Raw genomic sequence first — 17,606 nt, 5'->3', positions numbered from 1 at the left:
ATTCGCGCGCCGATGGTTCGGTTGGTCGCTACGTCAGGAAAAGCGTGGAGGTGCGCGCGCCTGGGCGCCTGGGTCTCTGCGGGCGGAGACGGTGGATGCATCCGCATCGCGCCACACCACGCGCTCGGCGAGGCGGACGGGAGCTGCGAGTGCGACCTGCGACGGCGAATCGAGCGACGCGCCCGCCTGCGCCAGGCAACACAGCGCGCACGCACCGGCGTGCGCAGTGGGGCTGCCGGTCTGATCGTTCAGGCCTCCCCGCTCAACCCCGCTGTGGCAGATGACGCCGGCGGACAGCGGATCGGCAACGGCCTGGCCGGCCGCCAAGCACGCGGCAATCGGCGCCAGCACCTGCATCACCAGGGCGAGCAGGACAACAGGTAGGAATTTTTGCAGCCGCGCGTGCATCCGAACCACTCGTTCGCCTGCTCACTAAACACCGCGGCCTGCTCCAAGTCGAGGCCAGTTCCGCCGTCTTCTTGCCCCGGCGCAAATTTCTCGAAAACTGCGGCCGGGGCACCCTCACCGGGGCATGGAGGCTTGACATTTGAGGCAGGTCAGACGCCTCAGCTTCCACAGATTTCTTATATTTGTCATATACTTACAAGGGCAGGAGCCCGAACATTTCGTCTATTGCTCGAATTTTGAACAATCGTTGCCGAAAATGATGACAAGTGAGAAAAGTTGATCTAGCATCCCTCTCGCTCAGGCTGGCCGCGAGGTCGAAGTCTGGTGGTCCAAGTCTCGGGAGGAGCCCCTGGCGCGCAAAACGCAGCGTCGCCCCGTCAATCAAGAGCAAATCTTAGAATCGGGGATAATAGGGTCGACACAATTTTTGAGCGGGGCCAGGGCCCCGCTCTTTTTTTGCCTGCATGGGCCGAAGCGCCGATGAAGGCGTCTCCCAATCCGATCGAACAGAGTTTTGAGCTGGCGGCCTCGCGCTGCGCCGATCTGACACCACAGGTCTATCAACGCTTGTTCGAACAGCATCCGGAAACGCGGACGATGTTCCGTTCGCAGGGCCGCGAGCTCGTGATGGGCTCGATGCTCGCGCTGGCCATCGAGTCGGTCCTCGATTTCGCCGACGAGCGTCGAGGGCATTTCCGGCTGATCGCCTGCGAGGCCGCCTCGCACGAGGCCTATGGTACCTCGCGCGAGCTCTTCATCGCATTCTTTGCGATCGTCAGGGATACGCTCCGCGATCTGCTCGGCGATGAATGGTCGCCCGGCATTGCGCTGGCCTGGGACGCATTGCTCGTCGAGATCGGCGCATTCGCCGGTGAGCCGGCCTGACCCTTTGCGCTGCACCAACGCGGGCTGCGGCGATCGCGCGATTGATTGCAGATTGAGTAGCATCAACTCTTGTGAGAGACTTTCGGACATCGGTAGCGCAATCAATGACGCGCCGACGACAAAATTTCACGGGAGCGAGCGATGTCCGGAACGAAAGATTTCACGACGACAAGGCGCGATCTTCTTCAGGCGGCGGCGACCGCCGGCGCCGCCACTGCTATCCTCGGCAGCATGGGCATTAATCCAGCACTTGCAGCCGAAGTCGGACGATCCGAGAAGCCCCTGAAAGCGGCCTTCTCCAATGCAGGCCTCCAGGCCACCTGGTGCGCGCAGGGCAAGCAGGCCGCAGAATTCTGGGGCAAGCTGTTCAATGTCGAGGTGACCTGGTTCGATGGTCAGCTCGACGCCGTGAAGCAGCGCGCGGCAATCGACAACATGGCCTCGCAGAAATGGGATTTCGTCGCGATCCAGGCCTTCGGCATCGGCACCCTCACCCAGCCCGTGCAGAAGATGATCGACGCCGGCACGCCCGTGATCGACATGGACACGCTGATTGCGCCGCTCGACCAGATCAACGTCCATTCCTTCCTGGCTCCCGACAACGAGTTCATGGGCGCCTCGGTGACCCAGGCGCTGTGCAACGCGATGGGCGGCAAGGGCAAGATCATCATGACCCAGGGCGCGCTCGGCCACACCGGCGCGCAGGGACGCGCCAAGGGCTTCAACTCGGTGGTCAAGCAATTCCCTGGCATCGAGGTGCTCGACACCCAGCCGGCCGACTGGGACGTCTCGAAGACCGCCCGCCTCTGGGAAACCTATCTGACGAAGTACCCGCAGATCGACGCGGCGTTCTTCCACAATGACGACATGGCGCTCGCTGCCGCCAACATCATGAAGGCGCGCAACCGCACCAACATCCTGATCGGCGGCGTCGACGCCATGCCGCCGGCGATCCAGGCGGTGAGCGAGGGCCGCATGTTCGCGACCGTGCGCAATCCGTCCTGCCGCATCCATGGCGGCGCTATTATCGCGGGTGTTTCCGCAGTCGTCGGCGGCGAGAAGAGCGGACAGGGCATTCCCAAACACGTCATCACCGACGGCCCGGTCGTGACCAAGGCGAATGCCCCCGGCATGCAATGGATGGAGGACCATTTCCTGATCTAGTCCTCCATGCCTGAGGTTCTTTCGCCCATCCTCGAACTGCAAGGCATCACGAAGAGCTTCGGCGGCGTCGAAGCCCTTCGTGGTGTCGACTTCGCGCTGCTTCCCGGCGAGATCCACGGTCTCGTCGGCGAGAACGGCGCCGGAAAAAGCACGCTGATGAAGATCATCGCCGGCGTGCACACCGAATTCTCCGGCCGCTTTCTGATCGACGGGGCGGAGACGCATTTCCGCTCCGCGCGCGATGCGCACGCGGCCGGCATTGCGATGGTGCATCAGGAGCTCAGCGTCGCGCCGGACCTGACCGTCGCCGAGAACGTGTTCCTGGGCAACCAGCCGACCAATCGGCTCGGCCTCGTGCAATGGCGGCGCATGGCACGCGAGGCCGGCGAGCAGCTCGCCCGCTTCGGCATCGACGTCGACCCGATGAGCAGGCTCGGCGATCTCCCGATCGGGCTGCAGCAGCTGATCGAGATCGCCCGTGTGCTGTTCTCGGGCGCGCGCATCGTCATCCTGGACGAGCCGACCTCCGCCCTCTCCCCGCCCGAGGTCGAGCGGCTTTTCTCCACTCTTCGACGATTACGCGAGGAAGGCACGGCAATCGTCTTCATCTCGCATTTCATCGAGGACATTCTGCGCGTGTCCGACACGGTGACCGTATTCCGCAACGGGCGGAAGGTCGCGGAAACGGCGAGCGCCGCGACCAGCAAGGGCGCGCTGATCGAGGCCATGATCGGCCGCGGCGGCGAAGCGCTCGAGCACAGCTACACCGACGACCTGATGTTGCCACGCCCGAGCGACAGCTCGGTGATCCTAAAGGTCGACCAGCTATCCCTCGCCCGCAGCCTTCAGGACATCTCGTTCGAGGCCCGCGCCGGCGAGGTCCTCGGCATCTACGGCTTCATGGGCTGCGGCCAGCAGGAGCTGTCGCGCATCCTGTTCGGCAAGCTGAAACCGGACAGCGGCACCCTCGTGGTCGAGGGCTCGCCAAAGACCTTTGCCAGCACGGCGGCGGCACGGCGTGCCGGCGTGGCGCTGGTGCCCGAGAGCCGGCGCGACATGCTGTTTCACCAGGAGCCGGTCTACAAGAACATCTCGATCAGCATCTTGGATCGCATCTCGGCGCTGCTGCTCAAGCCGGCGCAGGAGCGCGATATCGCCAAGCGCCAGGTCGAGCAGTTGCAGATCAGGCCGCCGACGGTCGGTCTCGACCTTGGCATGCTCTCCGGCGGCAACCAGCAGAAGGTCGCGCTGGCGAAGTGGTTGACCTATCCGCCCAAGCTTTTGGTGCTTTGCGAGCCGACCCGCGGCATGGATGTCGGCGCCAAGAACGACGTCATCAACATCGTCCGCGACCTCCGCGCCAAGGGGCTCGCCATCATCGTGCTGTCGACCGAGCCGGAAACGGTCCTGTCGCTGGCCGACCGCATCCTCGTGCTCAAGCGCGGCGCATTGGTGCGGGAATTCAAGAACGAGCCGGTCAGCAAGGACCGCCTGCTGGAAGCAGCGTGACGGAGAAGCACCATGGCGAGCAGTGACACGGTTCCAGCGGCGGGCACGCGAGCGCGGGGGCTCGCGCCCTTCCTGCGCTCGCAGATGCGAAACATCGCGCCATTCCTGACGCTGATCTTCCTGTCCGGCTTCTTCGCCTTCGCCAGCCCCTCCTTCGCAACGCTCGACAATCTCGGCAACATCCTCACGCAAGTGTCCGTCACCGGCATCATCGCGGTGGGTCTCACCTTCGTGATCCTGTGCGCGGAGATCGACCTGTCGATCGCCAGCATCGCCAACGTCACGGGCATTGCAGTCGCCTACTTCACGCTGCAGGAATCCTACGTCAACATCGCGAACGTGCCGCTGCCCGGCGCGGTCGCCATCATCCTATCGATCCTGCTCTGCGCGCTGCTCGGCCTCGTCAATGCGCTGGGGCTGACCGTGATCGGCATCCCCTCCTTCATCATGACCTTGGCGATGATGCAGATCGCCGCCGGCATCTCCGCGCTGCTGGTGCGCGGCCAGATCGCCTACAAGGTGCCGAGCCTGATCACGACGCTCGGCTCGGGCTCGATCGGCGGCATCCCCTGGATCGTCATCGTCGCTGCCATCATGCTGCTGGGCGGTCATCTGGTGCTGACCTACACGCGCTTCGGCCGCTACGTCTACATGGTCGGGGGCAATCGCGAAGCGGCCGAATATTCCGGCCTCAACGTCAAGCTGATCCTCGGCGCCGTCATGGTGATCTCGGCGGTGTGCTCCGGCATCGGCGGCATGCTCGGCGTCGCCCATTTCGGCAGCGCGCAACAGAACGAGTTCGACACCTACCTGCTCGACTCCATCGCCGCCGTCGTGGTCGGCGGCACCAGCCTGTTCGGCGGCCGCGGCGGCATCGGCAACACCATCGTCGGGCTTTTCGTTCTCGGTGTTCTCAATAACGGGCTCGACCACGTCAACATCGACAGTTTCCTGAAGATCCTGATCCGCGGCCTGATCCTGCTGGCGGCGCTGGTCATCAACGTCTATGCGCAGCGGCTGAGGGAAAAGGCGGCGGAGTAGCCTCCCCTCAAAACAAAAAGTGCAAAAACAACCCCATGCACAGTAGCCGGAGCGAGTGGAATCAATGGCTTGGCGGCGGTATTGCCGAATTGCGGATTTAGCGAAAAAGATTTGACGCGTCGGGCAAAACAGGGGCATGATGGCACCATGGCACCTGCATCGAGGCGAACAGCGAAATGCTGCTGCCACCTCCCGTCATTGCGAGCGCAGCGAAGCAATCCAGGAATCCTTCCGCCGTGGCAGTCTGGATTGCTTCGCTGCGCTCGCAATGACGACGTGGCGGCAGGAGAGCTAGACCACGTGCATGTGGAGCCTGAGGACGCCGCTTAACTCTCGGCCTTCCCGTCCGACGGCAGCCGCGAAAATCTGAAATCACAGTGGCTCGCGCCGCCCGCCAGTGTTTGCGTCCGCTCCAGGCGGATGCCGCGGGTTGCATAGGCGTCGAAATCAAGCCCGCAAATGTTCGGCAGGATTTCCTTGTCGCCATGGCGCGCCGCGAACTTGCAGAAGCCGCAGGCCTTGTAGTTGATACCGAATTCGAAGCTGTCTTGCGGACCCGGCTCGACGAAATCGTAGACGAAATCTTCCGGAAACTCCTTCTGATGGCTTTCTGTAACGCTCTTCGCGGCCTGCTCGCGCAGCAAAGCCCGGTTCTCTGATGACATGAATTGACGCCCCGCGGCGAGACGTTCCGCTTCCGGCACCGTAAGCAGTTGTGCCTTGTAGGTTTCCCGCTCGACCTCGCCGATCACGGGCAGCGGCACGCCATGTCGCCGGAGCACGCGGCTGATGGCCATAAAGCCGATGAGACGCATGAAGAAATCGCTCATTCGACTTGCGCCACCTCCGACATAGGGCATCTGGGTGAGCACGAGCTCGAATTCGTCCATCACCTCCTGCCTGATCGCATCGATATTGGACAGATGCGCGCGCTCGGACAGCATCGCTTCGGCAAGGTCGAGCCGATGGCGCATGGCGGCTTCCATTGCGCCGCGATGCGTCTCGTAAAAGGGATGGATGATCTCAGTCATCGGACACCCGAAACAGTTGGCCCATCGCAAGCTCGCCGAGCGCGCGCCTCATTCCGCGGCGATCGCCTCGATCTCCAGCAACCATTTGCTGTCGACGGTCTCGGCGATCATGACGGTGAGTGCGGGCTCGTGTCCTGCGAGCATCTTGCGGCGAACGGCGCGATTGGGCACGACCTGACTGAGGTCGGTCAGGAACGTGGTGACCTTGACCAGATGCGAGACGCCGAGGCCGGCAGCAGCGAGCACCTCGATGACATTGCGCCAGGCTTGCTCGCATTGCGCTTCGAAACCTTCGGGCAAGCTGCCGTCGGCTTTTTCGGGCACCTGACCGCTGATGAACAGCAGACGGCGATGCTGACTGAGTTCAAGTCCCATGCTGTAGCCGCCGGCGGGAGCACGGACCGATGAAGGATTATGAGCGACGATTTGAGCCATGTCAGATTGTCTCCTGTTCGACGAATTCCAGCGCCAGGCCATGCGACGCCGCAGGTGGTACCAGCAACACATTGCCGCGCATTTCGAAATCGACGCTGCTGGCCCTCAGTGTCCTCTGCGCTTGACCGAGATCGGCGACAACAAGCCGCGCAGCGCAGAAGCGCGGTGAGGCATCGCCGGCGAGCTCCGGCAACCGCCGTGACAGTTCCGCGGGGCCGTGCACAGTCACCCGATCGCCGGTCGTGCCGACTGTCAGCCGCCCGGGCGCAAGCTCGGCTGTGCCTTCCATGAGATGCTCGAGGAATTGGCGATGCCTCGCCGGCTCCGGTGCCGACATCACCACTTCGATCACGCGCAAGGCTCCATTGGGGTGATGCTGATAGTCGGGCTTCCAGAACAATTCCGGCGGGTGACGCTGCTGGCAGGTGAAGAAAGCGATGCCGGGCATGGCGGGGTCGGTGGCGAAGGCCAGTGAAAATTCGACGCGCGCCACGCGTCCGTCCGGAAGCGTCGCGGCGCGGCCAAAATCGAAAGGCGCGTAAGCCCCCATATGATTGGCGCTGAAATGGGCCGCATCGGCGTGGGCGTCGGCGCTGTGCAGGGCCAGCATCGACATTCCTTCACCCCTGGCGACAAAGTCCTGGTTGTGGGCGGCGAAGCTGAAGCGGCCCGGAGCGGCAGGCGGCACGGCTGCCGCATCGGTGACGGCCAGCAACTCCAGAAAATTGTTGGAGAACATCGCCAGACGATTGCTGGTTCCGAACGGATGCACGCCGGTCGGCGTGAGGGTGAAGCCAAGCTTTTGCCAATCCAGCGCAGCCTGCGTCAGATCGCGGACACAAATGACGAGATGATCGAGGTGGCGGGGCATGATCTCTCCGGATTGCGGTTCATCCACCCTAGCCGGCCGCACCGCGGCGGCGCAAAGCATCATTCCTGCGGTTCAGCGCAAGAAAATCTATTGCAAGGCCGGGGACCATCGGTGTCAAACTGCGGTGCAATGACCTACGCCCTTCCCCCGCTCAACGCGCTCCGCGCCTTCGAGGCCGCCGCCCGGCATCTCAGCTTCAAGCTCGCAGCGCACGAGCTACACGTGACGCCCGCCGCCGTGGGACAGCAGGTGAAGGCGCTGGAGGCACGCCTTGGCGTGCAGCTGTTTGAGCGGCTGCACAAGCAGCTCATCCTCACTGCAGCCGGTCAGGCTTATCTGCCCGGAATATCCGAAGGCTTTCGCCACATTGCGGATGCGACCTCGCAATTGAAGCCGGCAGGAGCGGTGCTGCTGCAATTGGGCGTCCATGGCAGCTTCGACCTGCGCCGCCTCGCATTGGCGGAGTTTCGCGGCGCGCATCCAGACATCGGTTTGCGGGTGCTGCAGCCTGCCGGCTTGCACGAGCTGATCGAGGGCAAGGTCGACCTGCTGATCGCCCGCGGCCTTGGTCGCCACCCCGGCTATCGCTGCGACCGGATCGATGACAGTGCGGGTTTGGGCGATTGGCTGGTTGCACCCGAAGGCACCGCGGATTGCCCCGAGATTGTCAGCTTCCGCGGATGGCTGCGCGCCCTGCCGGCCGAGAACCCGCTCGCAAACCGCCGCCCTCGTCTGGTCGGGATCAGACCATAGGCTCGATCGGCAATATCTAGCCTCGCCGCGACGACGTTGGACACGTCGGGCAAACCAGGATCAGAACATCATCAAGCGGCGATCGCGTGTCTGGCGAGCGCTAAGCTAAAGCCCAGCTCGGTCGTTCGAGCCGCACTCGCCTCGTGATCGGGAGCTTGAATGACAGCTCGGCGGTCAGGATCAACTCAGCTTGCTACCGAGCGGATTGGTAGCAATTTGCCGGAAAGCAGACCTATTGTGCTCAGTTCGAGCTTTGTCGTTCATGACCCGGAACGGACATCCCTTGATCTAAATCAACCCGGAAGCGTTCCGCTCCGTTTCTCTACGCCTCGGGCGTCGGAATAACCGAAGCGGTTTATCGCATTTTGAACTCGGCATGACCGAGCTGTGGGTCGATACGTCACCACTCCTGCCGTTGTAACAGCGAGGCTTTCATCATGAAGATCACCAAGGCAATGTTCTTGCTGACGACCATATCTGTTGCAGCCATAACCTCTGCACCCGTAATCGCACAACAGCAGCAAAGACCCAACATCGTTGTCATCTGGGGCGATGACATCGGACAGTCGAACGTCAGCGCCTACTCGCGGGGGATGATGGGCTATCAAACGCCCAATATCGACCGTCTCGCAAGCGAGGGCGTGATGTTCACGGACTATTATGCGGAGCAGAGTTGCACCGCCGGGCGCGCCTCGTTCCTCACGGGTCAATCCGGTTTGCGGACGGGAATGACCAAGGTCGGGCTGCCTGGCGCCACTCTTGGACTGCAGAAAGAAGATCCCACCGTAGCCGAGTTGCTCAAGCCAATGGGCTACGCCACAGGCCAATTCGGCAAGAACCATCTTGGTGACCGCAACGAATTCCTGCCCACGGCCCATGGCTTCGATGAATTCTACGGCAATCTCTACCACTTGAATGCGGAAGAAGAGCCGGAACTGCCCGACTACCCCAAGGACCCCGCCTTCAAGGCTAAATATGGGCCGCGGGGCGTTTTGGATTGTAAGGCTTCCGACAGGGACGATGCGACGGTTGATCCGCGCTTCGGCAAGGTCGGCAAGCAGGTGTGCAAAGACACCGGCCCGTTGACCAAGAAGCGGATGGAGACCATCGACGACGACACAGCGGATCGAGCCGTGGATTTCATCAAGAGGCAGAAGGGCGCGAACAAGCCGTTCTTCGTCTGGGTAAACTTCACCCACATGCACCTGCGCACGCACACGAAGCCGGAGAGCGTCGGCCAGGCCGGCCGCTGGCAGAGTTCTTACCATGATACGATGATCGATCACGACAAGAACGTGGGAACGGTGCTCAAGGCCCTGGACGACCTCGGCATCGCCCAAGACACCTTCGTCATGTATTCGACCGACAACGGTCCGCACATGAACACCTGGCCGGACGCCGGGATGACGCCCTTCCGCAGCGAAAAGAATACCAATTGGGAAGGAGCCTACCGGGTGCCGGCGATCCTTCGATGGCCCGGCAAGATCAAGGCTGGTCAGGTGTCGAATGAAATGACCGCGCACCACGACATGCTTCCGACCATTCTGGGGGTTGCCGGTGACCCGCAGGTGACCGAAAAGCTGCGCGCCGGATACAAAATTGGTGACATGACCTACAAGGTGAATCTCGATGGATACAATCTCGTCCCGTATCTGACCGGGCAGACCGCAAAGAGTCCGCGGGAGTCGTTCCTCTATGTCAACGATGACCAGCAAGTAGTCGCATTGCGGTATGACAACTGGAAGTTCGTGTTCATGGAGCAACGGGCCAGCGGACAGCTGTTGCTCTGGGCCAATCCCTTCACCGGCCTGCGCCTGCCAAAGATCTTCAATCTCCGTACCGATCCCTATGAGCGGGCGGACGTCACCTCTAACACCTATTACGATTGGATATTCGATCACGTCTTCCTGCTCGTGCCAGCGCAGGATTACGTGGGCCAGTTCCTGGCATCCTTCCGGGAGTATCCGCAGCGGCAGAAGGCCGCCAGCTTCAATCTGGACGAAGTCATGGAGAAGCTGAAAGAATCCAAACATTAGTTTACTTGCTGCGGTCCGATAGGGACAAGAACCGAAGGGGCCGCCTCAGTTGGCGGCCTCCTTTATTGGAAGGCGTTTCCTTCCTCGCGACCAACCCAGGCTAACCTACAGTGCCCGATGTCGGTTGATGACCCCCAAGCGGGCCTCCAGTTGCGCACTCAGACTTACGAGTTCGACCCACGACGATCGTTCGAGAAGAGTGTTCTGGGCTTATCGTTTGGCGTAGCATGTGCGCGGGGCGAGTTAGGACGCCATCATGGACCTCGGAGGTTGGCTACGAAGCCTCGGCCTCGAACAGTACGAGGCGGCATTCCGCGAGAACGAGATCGACGATACGATCCTGCCGAGCTTGACGGCTGAGGACTTGAAGGATTTGGGTGTTGGTCTTGTCGGGCACCGCCGTAAGCTGCTCGATGCCATCGCCGCCCTGCACATTGACGCGAGCGCGAAAGCGGTACCCCGCGCGGCTACGATAACCGACAGGTCCCCGAAGGATGCTGCCGAGCGTCGCCAGGTCACGGTGATGTTTTCTGACCTGGTCGGCTCGACGGAGCTCGCTGCCCGCATGGACCCAGAGGATCTGCGAGAACTCATTTCCGCCTATCAGAAATGCGTCGCCGAAACCGTGCTCCGATTCGATGGGTTCGTGGCGAAATATATGGGAGACGGTGTGCTCGTGTATTTTGGTTATCCACAGGCCCATGAGGACGACGCTGAACGCGCGGTGCGGGCGGGACTGGAACTGATCGGTGCTGTGACTGGGCTCAAGATGCGTGCCTCTTTGCAAACACGTGTTGGCATTGCGACCGGGCTTGTCGTTGTCGGCGACCTGATCGGGTCGGGGGAGGCACAGGAGCGTGGCATCGTCGGCGAGACGCCCAACCTCGCGGCGCGGCTGCAGGGGATCGCTGAGCCGAACACGGTCGTCGTTGCCGAGAGCACGCGCAGACTGCTCGGGATGCTCTTCGAGCTCCAGGACCTCGGACAGTGGGATCTCAAGGGTATCTCCGGACCCACACGGCCCTGGGCGGTACTGCGAGCGAGTTCGGTGGCCAGCCGGTTCGAGGCGCTGCACGCGACCGGTCTAACCGACCTTGTCGGGCGCGAAGAGGAGTTTGAGTTGCTGCTTCGCCGCTGGTCCAGGGCAGAAGCATGCGAGGGGCAAGTGGTTTTGGTTTCCGGCGAAGCCGGAATCGGGAAATCGCGGCTTACGGCCGCGCTGCTGCAACATCTCGCCGCCGAGCCGCACACCCGCATGCGCTATTTCTGCTCTCCGCAGAGCACGGACAGCGCGCTTCATCCGATCGTCGGCCATATGGAACGAGCCGCGGGCTTGGCGCACGACGACACGCCGCAAGCAAGGCTCGACAAGCTCGATGCACTGCTGAAGCAGACCTCGACCTCGATTGAGGACACCGGGCTCTTTGCCGAAATGCTGTCGCTCCCCAATGATGGCCGCTACCCCGCGCTCGATCTGACGCCGCAACAACGAAGACAGAGAACCTTGGAAGCGCTCGTCTCTCAACTGGAGGCAATCGCACGCGCACGCCCGGCGCTGATGATCTTCGAGGATCTGCATTGGATTGACCCCACTAGCCTCGAGCTGCTCAGTCTGATCGTAGAGCGGATCCAGCATCTTCGGGTGCTTTTGATCGTGACGTTCCGGCTGGAGTTCGATCCGCCCTGGCTCGGGCGGCCGCACGTCTCGGCGCTGACCATCAATCGGCTCACCACGCGCGATGTCGACACTATGATCGACCGCGTCGTCGGCAATCACCTGCTATCGGCAACCATTCGACAGGATATCATCGAGCGCTCCGACGGTATCCCGCTGTTTGTCGAGGAGATCACCAAGGCGGTGCTGGAGGCGGAGAGCGAGGACGCCGCCGAGCGCACGCTCGCGGCGGTTCCATCTCCGGCGCTGGCGGTCCCCCCAAGCTTACATGCTTCGCTCATGGCGCGGCTCGACCGGCTCGGCTCGGCCAAGGAGCTGGCACAGATCGGAGCGACGATCGGGCGCGTGTTCTCGCATGCCGTTCTCGCTTCCGTGACGCGCTGGTCCGAGGTAGAGCTTGGATCGGCGCTCGACCGTCTCATTGCGGCAGGATTGCTTTTCAGACAGGGCGTGCCACCCCACGCGAGCTATCTGTTCAAACATGCTCTCGTCCAGGATGCTGCCTATAGCACGCTCCTGCGCGATGCGAGACGTACCCTTCATGCCCGAATCGCCCAGGCCCTCGTGGACCAATTCGTGCAGATCTGCGAGGCGAGTCCGGAACTCGTCGCGCATCACTACAGCGAGGCCGGAATGCCGGGTCCGGCGAGCAATTGCTGGCAACGGGCCGGTGAGAACGCGATCCGGCGATCGGCCAACCAGGAGGCGATGGGACACCTGTCGACCGGTCTCGCCCAGGTGGTCCAACTCGCCGACACGACCGACCGAGCGAAACAAGAGCTGGCGCTTTGTCGGCTGCTTGGCCAGGCCAGCTTCGCTGCGAGAGGCTATGCCTCTCCCGAAGCAAGGGCGGCGTTCAGCCGCGCGCGAGAACTGTGCGCTGCGCTCAACGACAGCGTAAACGTCTCCCCAGTGTTGCTTGGCGTTTGGCTGTTCGAGCTTGCGGGCGGACGCCATGCCGACGCAATGATCGCCGCAGCGGAGGTGCTCACTCAGGCGCAGCGGACATCAAGCCGTGGAGCCCTGCTTGCTGGAAACGTCTGTCAGGGAATCAGCCTGCTGCATATCGGGGAAGCGGCGCGTGCCCGACGCAACTTTGCTGCGGCTCTCGATTGCTGTCGCAATATCGACGACGCGGAGGCTTCACGCATCGCCTACGACTACGGCATTGAGGTCACGGCACCGGGCTACGCCTATAGTGCCTGGTGCTTCTGGCTGCTCGGTCATGCGGACCAGGCGTTGCGGATGGGTGACGAAGCTCTGGCAGCGGCCGAACGTGTCAAGCACAGCTATAGCCTCTCTCGCGTTTCCTACTGGGGCAGCGTTCTGCATGCCTACCGCCGCGAATGGCCGATGGTCGAGGCTCTGGCCACGGCAGCAATCGCTTCGGCACAACAGCGTGGCCTCGCCATGGTCGTGGCGGCCGGAAGAGTCATGCGGGGCTCCGCGCAGGTGATGCGCGATCCGCGCGGTGAATGTCTGAACGAGATCCGGGAGGGGTTGGCCGCTTATCGTGCGACCGGCGCCCGCTTCCAAACCACTTATTACCTGGTCCTGCTGGCGCAGGCGCTCGCGGCATGCGGACGGCACAGCGAAGGCCTTGCCGCGGTGCGCGACGCCGCCGCATTGGCCGAAGAGACCGATGAACGCTTCGTCGAACCCGAGATTCATCGCGTGCAAGGCAATCTGCTGCTGGCTGCAAGCGGCACCGTTGAAGCCGAGGTCTGTTACGAGCGAGCGCTGGAGATAGCGCAGGCGCAGGGGGCGCGCTCGTTCGAATTGCGCGCCGTCACCGACCTCGCTCGCCTTTGGGCTGCACGTGGCGACCGCACTGAGGCGGCAGATCTCCTCGCGCCGATGTACGGCTCGTTCACGGAAGGTTTCGATACTGCCGATCTCAAAGAAGCCAAAGCCTTGCTTGACGCGCTTGCGTTATGAGGTCGCTTGTCGCGACGATAGACGGAGGTCGGCTTCTGATGCTGTGGACGGCTCCTCCACGGGCACGAGAGTGCCAAGGAGCGGGCGCCGTTTGAGGCTCCCACGATTCAGAGGAGCAGCCTATGCAGTCAATTTCGACGATTGGTCGGTATCTCGCGAAGTCGGTCTTTCAAGTGCATGGCGTCGATGCAGCCGGTCAGGTGGTGATCCGCCGCCAGCTCAAGCGCCGTTTCATGCTATCCTTCTTTGAGAGGTTGTCGCCGTGCTTGGTGGGGATCGAGGCTTGCGCGTCATCCCATTATTGGTCCCGCGAACTTCAGGCGTTGGGGCATACCGTGCGGTTGATGCCTCCGGCCTATGCGACGTCCTCCGATCCGTCGGCTTGTGACCCAAACCGGTCCTCCAAGTGCGCTCTAGACAGGCTGTCTCGACTGCGGGATCATGCAGCGCAAGGCGAACCGGGGCGCCATCATGGACGTCGGAGTTTGGCTGCGGAGGCTTGGCCTCGAACAATATGAGGCGGCATTCCGCGAAAATGAGATCAGTGGGAAGGTCCTGCCCAATCTGACGGCGGAGGACTTGAAAGACTTGGGCGTCGCCATGGTTGGGCACCGCCGCATGCTCCTAGATGCGATTGCGGCTCTGCGCGCGGAAAAGAGCGCAGCCACGCCAGTATTCGACGTTTCTCTGGCAATCCACGAAGAGGACACCGCCGAGCGCCGCCAAGTGACCGTAATGTTCTCGGATCTCGTCGGCTCGACGGCGCTCTCGGTCCGAATGGACCCAGAGGATTTGCGCGAGGTCATCACGGCCTATCAGAAGTGTGTTGCCGAGACCGTCCGCAGCTTCGGCGGGTTCGTGGCAAAATACATGGGCGACGGCGTTCTGGTCTATTTCGGTTATCCTCAGGCCCATGAGGATGACGCCGAGCGAGCTGTTCGTGCCGGCCTCGCCCTGATCGACGCGGTTGCTGCCCTCCCAGCTCGCGAGCCCCTGCAGATGCGGGTTGGGGTTGCGACCGGGCTGGTGGTCGTCGGAGATCTCGTCGGCTCCGGCGAAGCGCAGGAGCGCGGGATTGTCGGCGAGACGCCGAACCTTGCGGCCCGTCTGCAAAGCATCGCCGAGCCGAACACGGTCGTCATTGCCGAGGCCACGCGCAAACTGCTGGGCAATCTCTTCGAGCTGCAGAACCTCGGGCCAACGGAGCTTAAGGGGATCACAGGTCCAGTGCGAGCTTTCGCGGTGCTGCGGGCCAGTTCTGTCGAGAGCCGTTTCGACGCAATGCATCCCGGCGGCCTGACCGCACTCGTCGGCCGCGAAGAAGAGCTTGAACTCCTGTTACGGCGCTGGGCAAAAGCCAAGGCCGGCGAAGGCCAGGTGGTGCTGCTGTCCGGTGAGGCCGGGATCGGCAAATCCAGGCTCTCCACTGCACTCATGGAGCGCCTGACGACCGAACCCCACACACGGCTTCGTTATTTCTGCTCGCCCCAACACATCGACAGCGTTCTTTATCCGATCATCGGGCAGTTCGAACGGGCTGCCGGACTTGTGCACGGCGACATACCGCAAGCCAAGCTCGACAAGCTCGATGCGCTCCTGGCGCAGACTTCGACGTCCCGGCAGGACGCGGCGCTGTTGGCCGAGATGTTGTCGCTTCCTAACGACGGACGCTATCCCGCTCTGGAGTTTATTCCCGAACAGCGCCGGCAGAAAACGCTGGCGGCACTCGGCGTCCAATTGGAAGCCCTGGCGCGGTCCAGCCCCGTGCTCATGATCGTCGAGGATGCGCACTGGGGCGATCCCACGAGCCTGGAAGTGTTCGGTCGCTCGGTGAACCGGATCGCGAGCCTTCGCGTACTCTTGATCGTGACGTTTCGGCCTGAGTTCGACGCGCCCTGGGTCGGACAACCGCATGTGACAACGCTTGCCCTCAATCGGCTGGGACATCGCGAGGTCGGGACCGTCATCGAGTGCGTCGTCGGCAATAAGCTGCTGCCGGCGAAGGTCAGAAAGGACATTGTCGAGCGCACCGACGGCATCCCGTTGTTCGTCGAGGAGATGACGAAGGCGGTGCTGGAGGCTGGGGGCGAGCGCGGAGCGATGCAGACTGCGGCCGCGATTCCCTCTCCAGCGCTGGCGGTCCCCGCGAGCCTGTATGCTTCTCTGATGGCGCGGCTCGACCGGCTTGGCCCGGCCAAGGAGGTAGCACAAATCGGAGCGGTGATAGGTCGTGAGTTCTCTCATGTGCTATTAGCCGCCGTGCTGCGGCAGTCAGAGCCGGAACTGGTCTCGGCGCTCAACCGCCTGATGCAAGCCGGGTTGCTGTTCCGAAACGGCATCCCGCCGCACGCGACCTATTTGTTCAAGCACGCCCTCGTTCAGGACACCGCCTATGGCACATTGCTGCGCAATAGGCGGCACGCGCTGCACGCGCGCATTGCCCGGGCGCTCGAAGAGACGTTTCCGGACATCGCGGCAACCCAGCCAGAGGTGCTCGCGCACCACTTCACCGAAGCTGACCTTGCGGAAAACGCCGTTGCCTACTGGCAGGCGGCCGGCCAGCGCGCAGCTGAGCGCTCGGCGCATGCCGAGTGCCTTGCCCATCTCTACAAGGGGCTGGCACTCGTCAGGCGGGTCGCCGATCCGGCGGAGCGTGCCCGCCAAGAACTCGCCCTTCAGCTCGTGCTTGCGCCGGTGCTGATCGCCACCAAGAGCTATTCGGCGCCGGAGGTGGAGCAAGCCTATCTGCACGCACGCGATCTGTGTCAGCAAGCAGGCGATGTAGCGCAGCTCTATGCCGTGAACTGGGGGCTGTGGCTTGTTTACCAGCAGCGCTGCGAGTTCAAGGCGGCTCGCGGCCTATTGGACGGGCTGTTCGCGGTCGCTCGGCAGAGCGCCGATCCGGCGTTGCTCCTGCAGGCGCATCATGCCGCATGGACGACACTCCTTCATCTCCCGGAACTGACCGCGTGTCGGACGCATCTCGAAGCCGGATGGGCGCTGTATCGGCCGGACGCGCACCGTGGCCATACGTTCCTGTATGGCGGCCACGACGCAGCCGTCTGCAATCGATACACCGCGGCCCTCACGCTGTGGCCGCTTGGCTTCCCCGAGCAGGCGCTTGCCACGGCGCGCGAGGCGGTGAGGATGGCGCGGGGGCTGTCGCACCCCTTCAGCGTTGTTCTCGCCCTGGTGTTCGCGGCAATGATCTACCAGCATCGGCGGGAAGCGGAGCCGGCTCAGGAGCATGCGGAGACCGCAATCGCGGTTTGCGCCGAGCATGGCATCGCACCGCATCTGGCGGCGGCTGGGAGCATCTTGCGGGGGTGGGCGATCGCGGCACGCGGGCAGGCGGTGGAAGGGATCGCGGAGGTTCGCGGCGGTCTCGCGGCCGTCGAGCCGACGGGCGTGCGCATCCGTCGGCCCTATTATCTCGCGTCGCTGGCTGAAGCATCGGCGTGGGCCGGAGAAATCGAGCAAGGATTAACCGCGCTGGTCGAGGCTGCGCGCGTTGTCGAGGAAACCGGCGAGCGGCGATGGGAGGCGGAAATCTGCCGATTAACTGGGGAGCTGACGCTTGCCAGGCGGAGCGGCGACGGGACCGAAGCAGAAGGGTGGTTTCAGCGTGCGCTAGACGTGGCGGGTTGCCAGAGCGCCAAATGCCTGGAGCTGCGCGCTGCCACCAGCTTGGCCCGGATCTGGCGCGACCGTGGCAAGCGCAGAGAATCCCGCGATCTCCTTGCGCCTATCTACGGCTGGTTCACCGAGGGCTTCGACACGTTGGATTTGAAGCAGGCCAAGTCCTTACTCGACGAGCTGGCGCAATGAAGGTGCTTGTGGTCGCGGGGGGCCACATGGAA

The 17,606-nt window shown here is 62.9% G+C and carries 12 protein-coding genes and 1 pseudogene; 9 read left to right on the top strand and 4 right to left on the bottom strand.

Going from position 1 to position 17,606, the window contains the following annotated elements; all coding sequences use genetic code 11:
- Positions 1 to 33 precede the first annotated feature (33 nt).
- Positions 34 to 408, bottom strand: a complete 375-nt coding sequence (locus tag NLM27_RS11460) for a DUF2946 domain-containing protein (RefSeq protein ID WP_254143395.1) — start codon at positions 406 to 408, stop codon at positions 34 to 36.
- Between the two features lie 480 nt (positions 409 to 888).
- Between NLM27_RS11460 and NLM27_RS11455 the strand changes: the two genes are divergently transcribed.
- From NLM27_RS11455 to NLM27_RS11440, 4 genes are all read left to right on the top strand, one after another.
- A complete protein-coding gene (locus tag NLM27_RS11455; RefSeq protein ID WP_254143394.1) occupies positions 889 to 1,293 on the top strand; it encodes a globin in 405 nt (134 codons plus the stop codon).
- Positions 1,294 to 1,434: 141 nt separating this feature from the next.
- The gene (locus NLM27_RS11450) at positions 1,435 to 2,457 is read left to right on the top strand and encodes a sugar ABC transporter substrate-binding protein (RefSeq protein ID WP_254143393.1); all 1,023 of its coding nucleotides are present in this window, start codon (positions 1,435 to 1,437) and stop codon (positions 2,455 to 2,457) included.
- 6 nt (positions 2,458 to 2,463) lie between these two features.
- On the top strand, positions 2,464 to 3,966 hold the full coding sequence (locus NLM27_RS11445) for a sugar ABC transporter ATP-binding protein (RefSeq protein WP_254143392.1): 1,503 nt from the start codon (positions 2,464 to 2,466) through the stop codon (positions 3,964 to 3,966).
- Positions 3,967 to 3,978: 12 nt separating this feature from the next.
- Complete coding sequence (locus NLM27_RS11440; protein ID WP_254143391.1) at positions 3,979 to 5,007, top strand: ABC transporter permease; 1,029 nt, start codon at positions 3,979 to 3,981, stop codon at positions 5,005 to 5,007.
- Positions 5,008 to 5,333: 326 nt separating this feature from the next.
- Here NLM27_RS11440 and NLM27_RS11435 read toward each other — a convergent pair whose 3' ends face one another.
- Genes NLM27_RS11435 through NLM27_RS11425 form a run of 3 tightly spaced genes read right to left on the bottom strand, consistent with a single transcriptional unit; the run spans position 5,334 to position 7,344 of the window.
- Positions 5,334 to 6,038: an L-2-amino-thiazoline-4-carboxylic acid hydrolase gene (locus NLM27_RS11435; RefSeq protein ID WP_254143390.1), complete on the bottom strand. Its 705-nt coding sequence runs from the start codon at positions 6,036 to 6,038 to the stop codon at positions 5,334 to 5,336.
- 48 nt (positions 6,039 to 6,086) lie between these two features.
- Positions 6,087 to 6,473: a RidA family protein gene (locus NLM27_RS11430; protein ID WP_254143389.1), complete on the bottom strand. Its 387-nt coding sequence runs from the start codon at positions 6,471 to 6,473 to the stop codon at positions 6,087 to 6,089.
- Position 6,474: 1 nt separating this feature from the next.
- The gene (locus NLM27_RS11425; RefSeq protein WP_254143388.1) at positions 6,475 to 7,344 is read right to left on the bottom strand and encodes a VOC family protein; all 870 of its coding nucleotides are present in this window, start codon (positions 7,342 to 7,344) and stop codon (positions 6,475 to 6,477) included.
- Between the two features lie 129 nt (positions 7,345 to 7,473).
- Between NLM27_RS11425 and NLM27_RS11420 the strand changes: the two genes are divergently transcribed.
- The 5 genes and pseudogenes from NLM27_RS11420 to NLM27_RS11400 all read left to right on the top strand — a co-directional run bounded on the left by NLM27_RS11420 (position 7,474) and on the right by NLM27_RS11400 (position 17,574).
- Positions 7,474 to 8,097 carry a LysR family transcriptional regulator gene (locus tag NLM27_RS11420; protein ID WP_254148799.1) on the top strand — a complete coding sequence of 208 codons (624 nt, stop codon included), beginning with the start codon at positions 7,474 to 7,476 and terminating at the stop codon, positions 8,095 to 8,097.
- A gap of 437 nt (positions 8,098 to 8,534) precedes the next feature.
- Positions 8,535 to 10,133, top strand: coding sequence for an arylsulfatase (locus NLM27_RS11415; protein WP_254143387.1), 1,599 nt, complete (start codon positions 8,535 to 8,537; stop codon positions 10,131 to 10,133).
- 256 nt (positions 10,134 to 10,389) lie between these two features.
- On the top strand, positions 10,390 to 13,746 hold the full coding sequence (locus NLM27_RS11410) for an adenylate/guanylate cyclase domain-containing protein (protein WP_254143386.1): 3,357 nt from the start codon (positions 10,390 to 10,392) through the stop codon (positions 13,744 to 13,746).
- A 122-nt stretch (positions 13,747 to 13,868) separates the two neighbouring features.
- Positions 13,869 to 14,105, top strand: a pseudogene (locus tag NLM27_RS11405) (IS110 family transposase); the annotation flags it as partial.
- 82 nt (positions 14,106 to 14,187) lie between these two features.
- The gene (locus tag NLM27_RS11400) at positions 14,188 to 17,574 is read left to right on the top strand and encodes an adenylate/guanylate cyclase domain-containing protein (protein WP_254143385.1); all 3,387 of its coding nucleotides are present in this window, start codon (positions 14,188 to 14,190) and stop codon (positions 17,572 to 17,574) included.
- The last annotated feature ends 32 nt before the right edge of the window (positions 17,575 to 17,606 follow it).

The sequence above is a fragment of the Bradyrhizobium sp. CCGB12 genome, assembly GCF_024199845.1.
Lineage (GTDB): Bacteria > Pseudomonadota > Alphaproteobacteria > Rhizobiales > Xanthobacteraceae > Bradyrhizobium.
The sequence above is the reverse complement of the archived record's forward strand: the minus strand, read 5'-3'. Positions and strand labels throughout refer to the sequence as shown.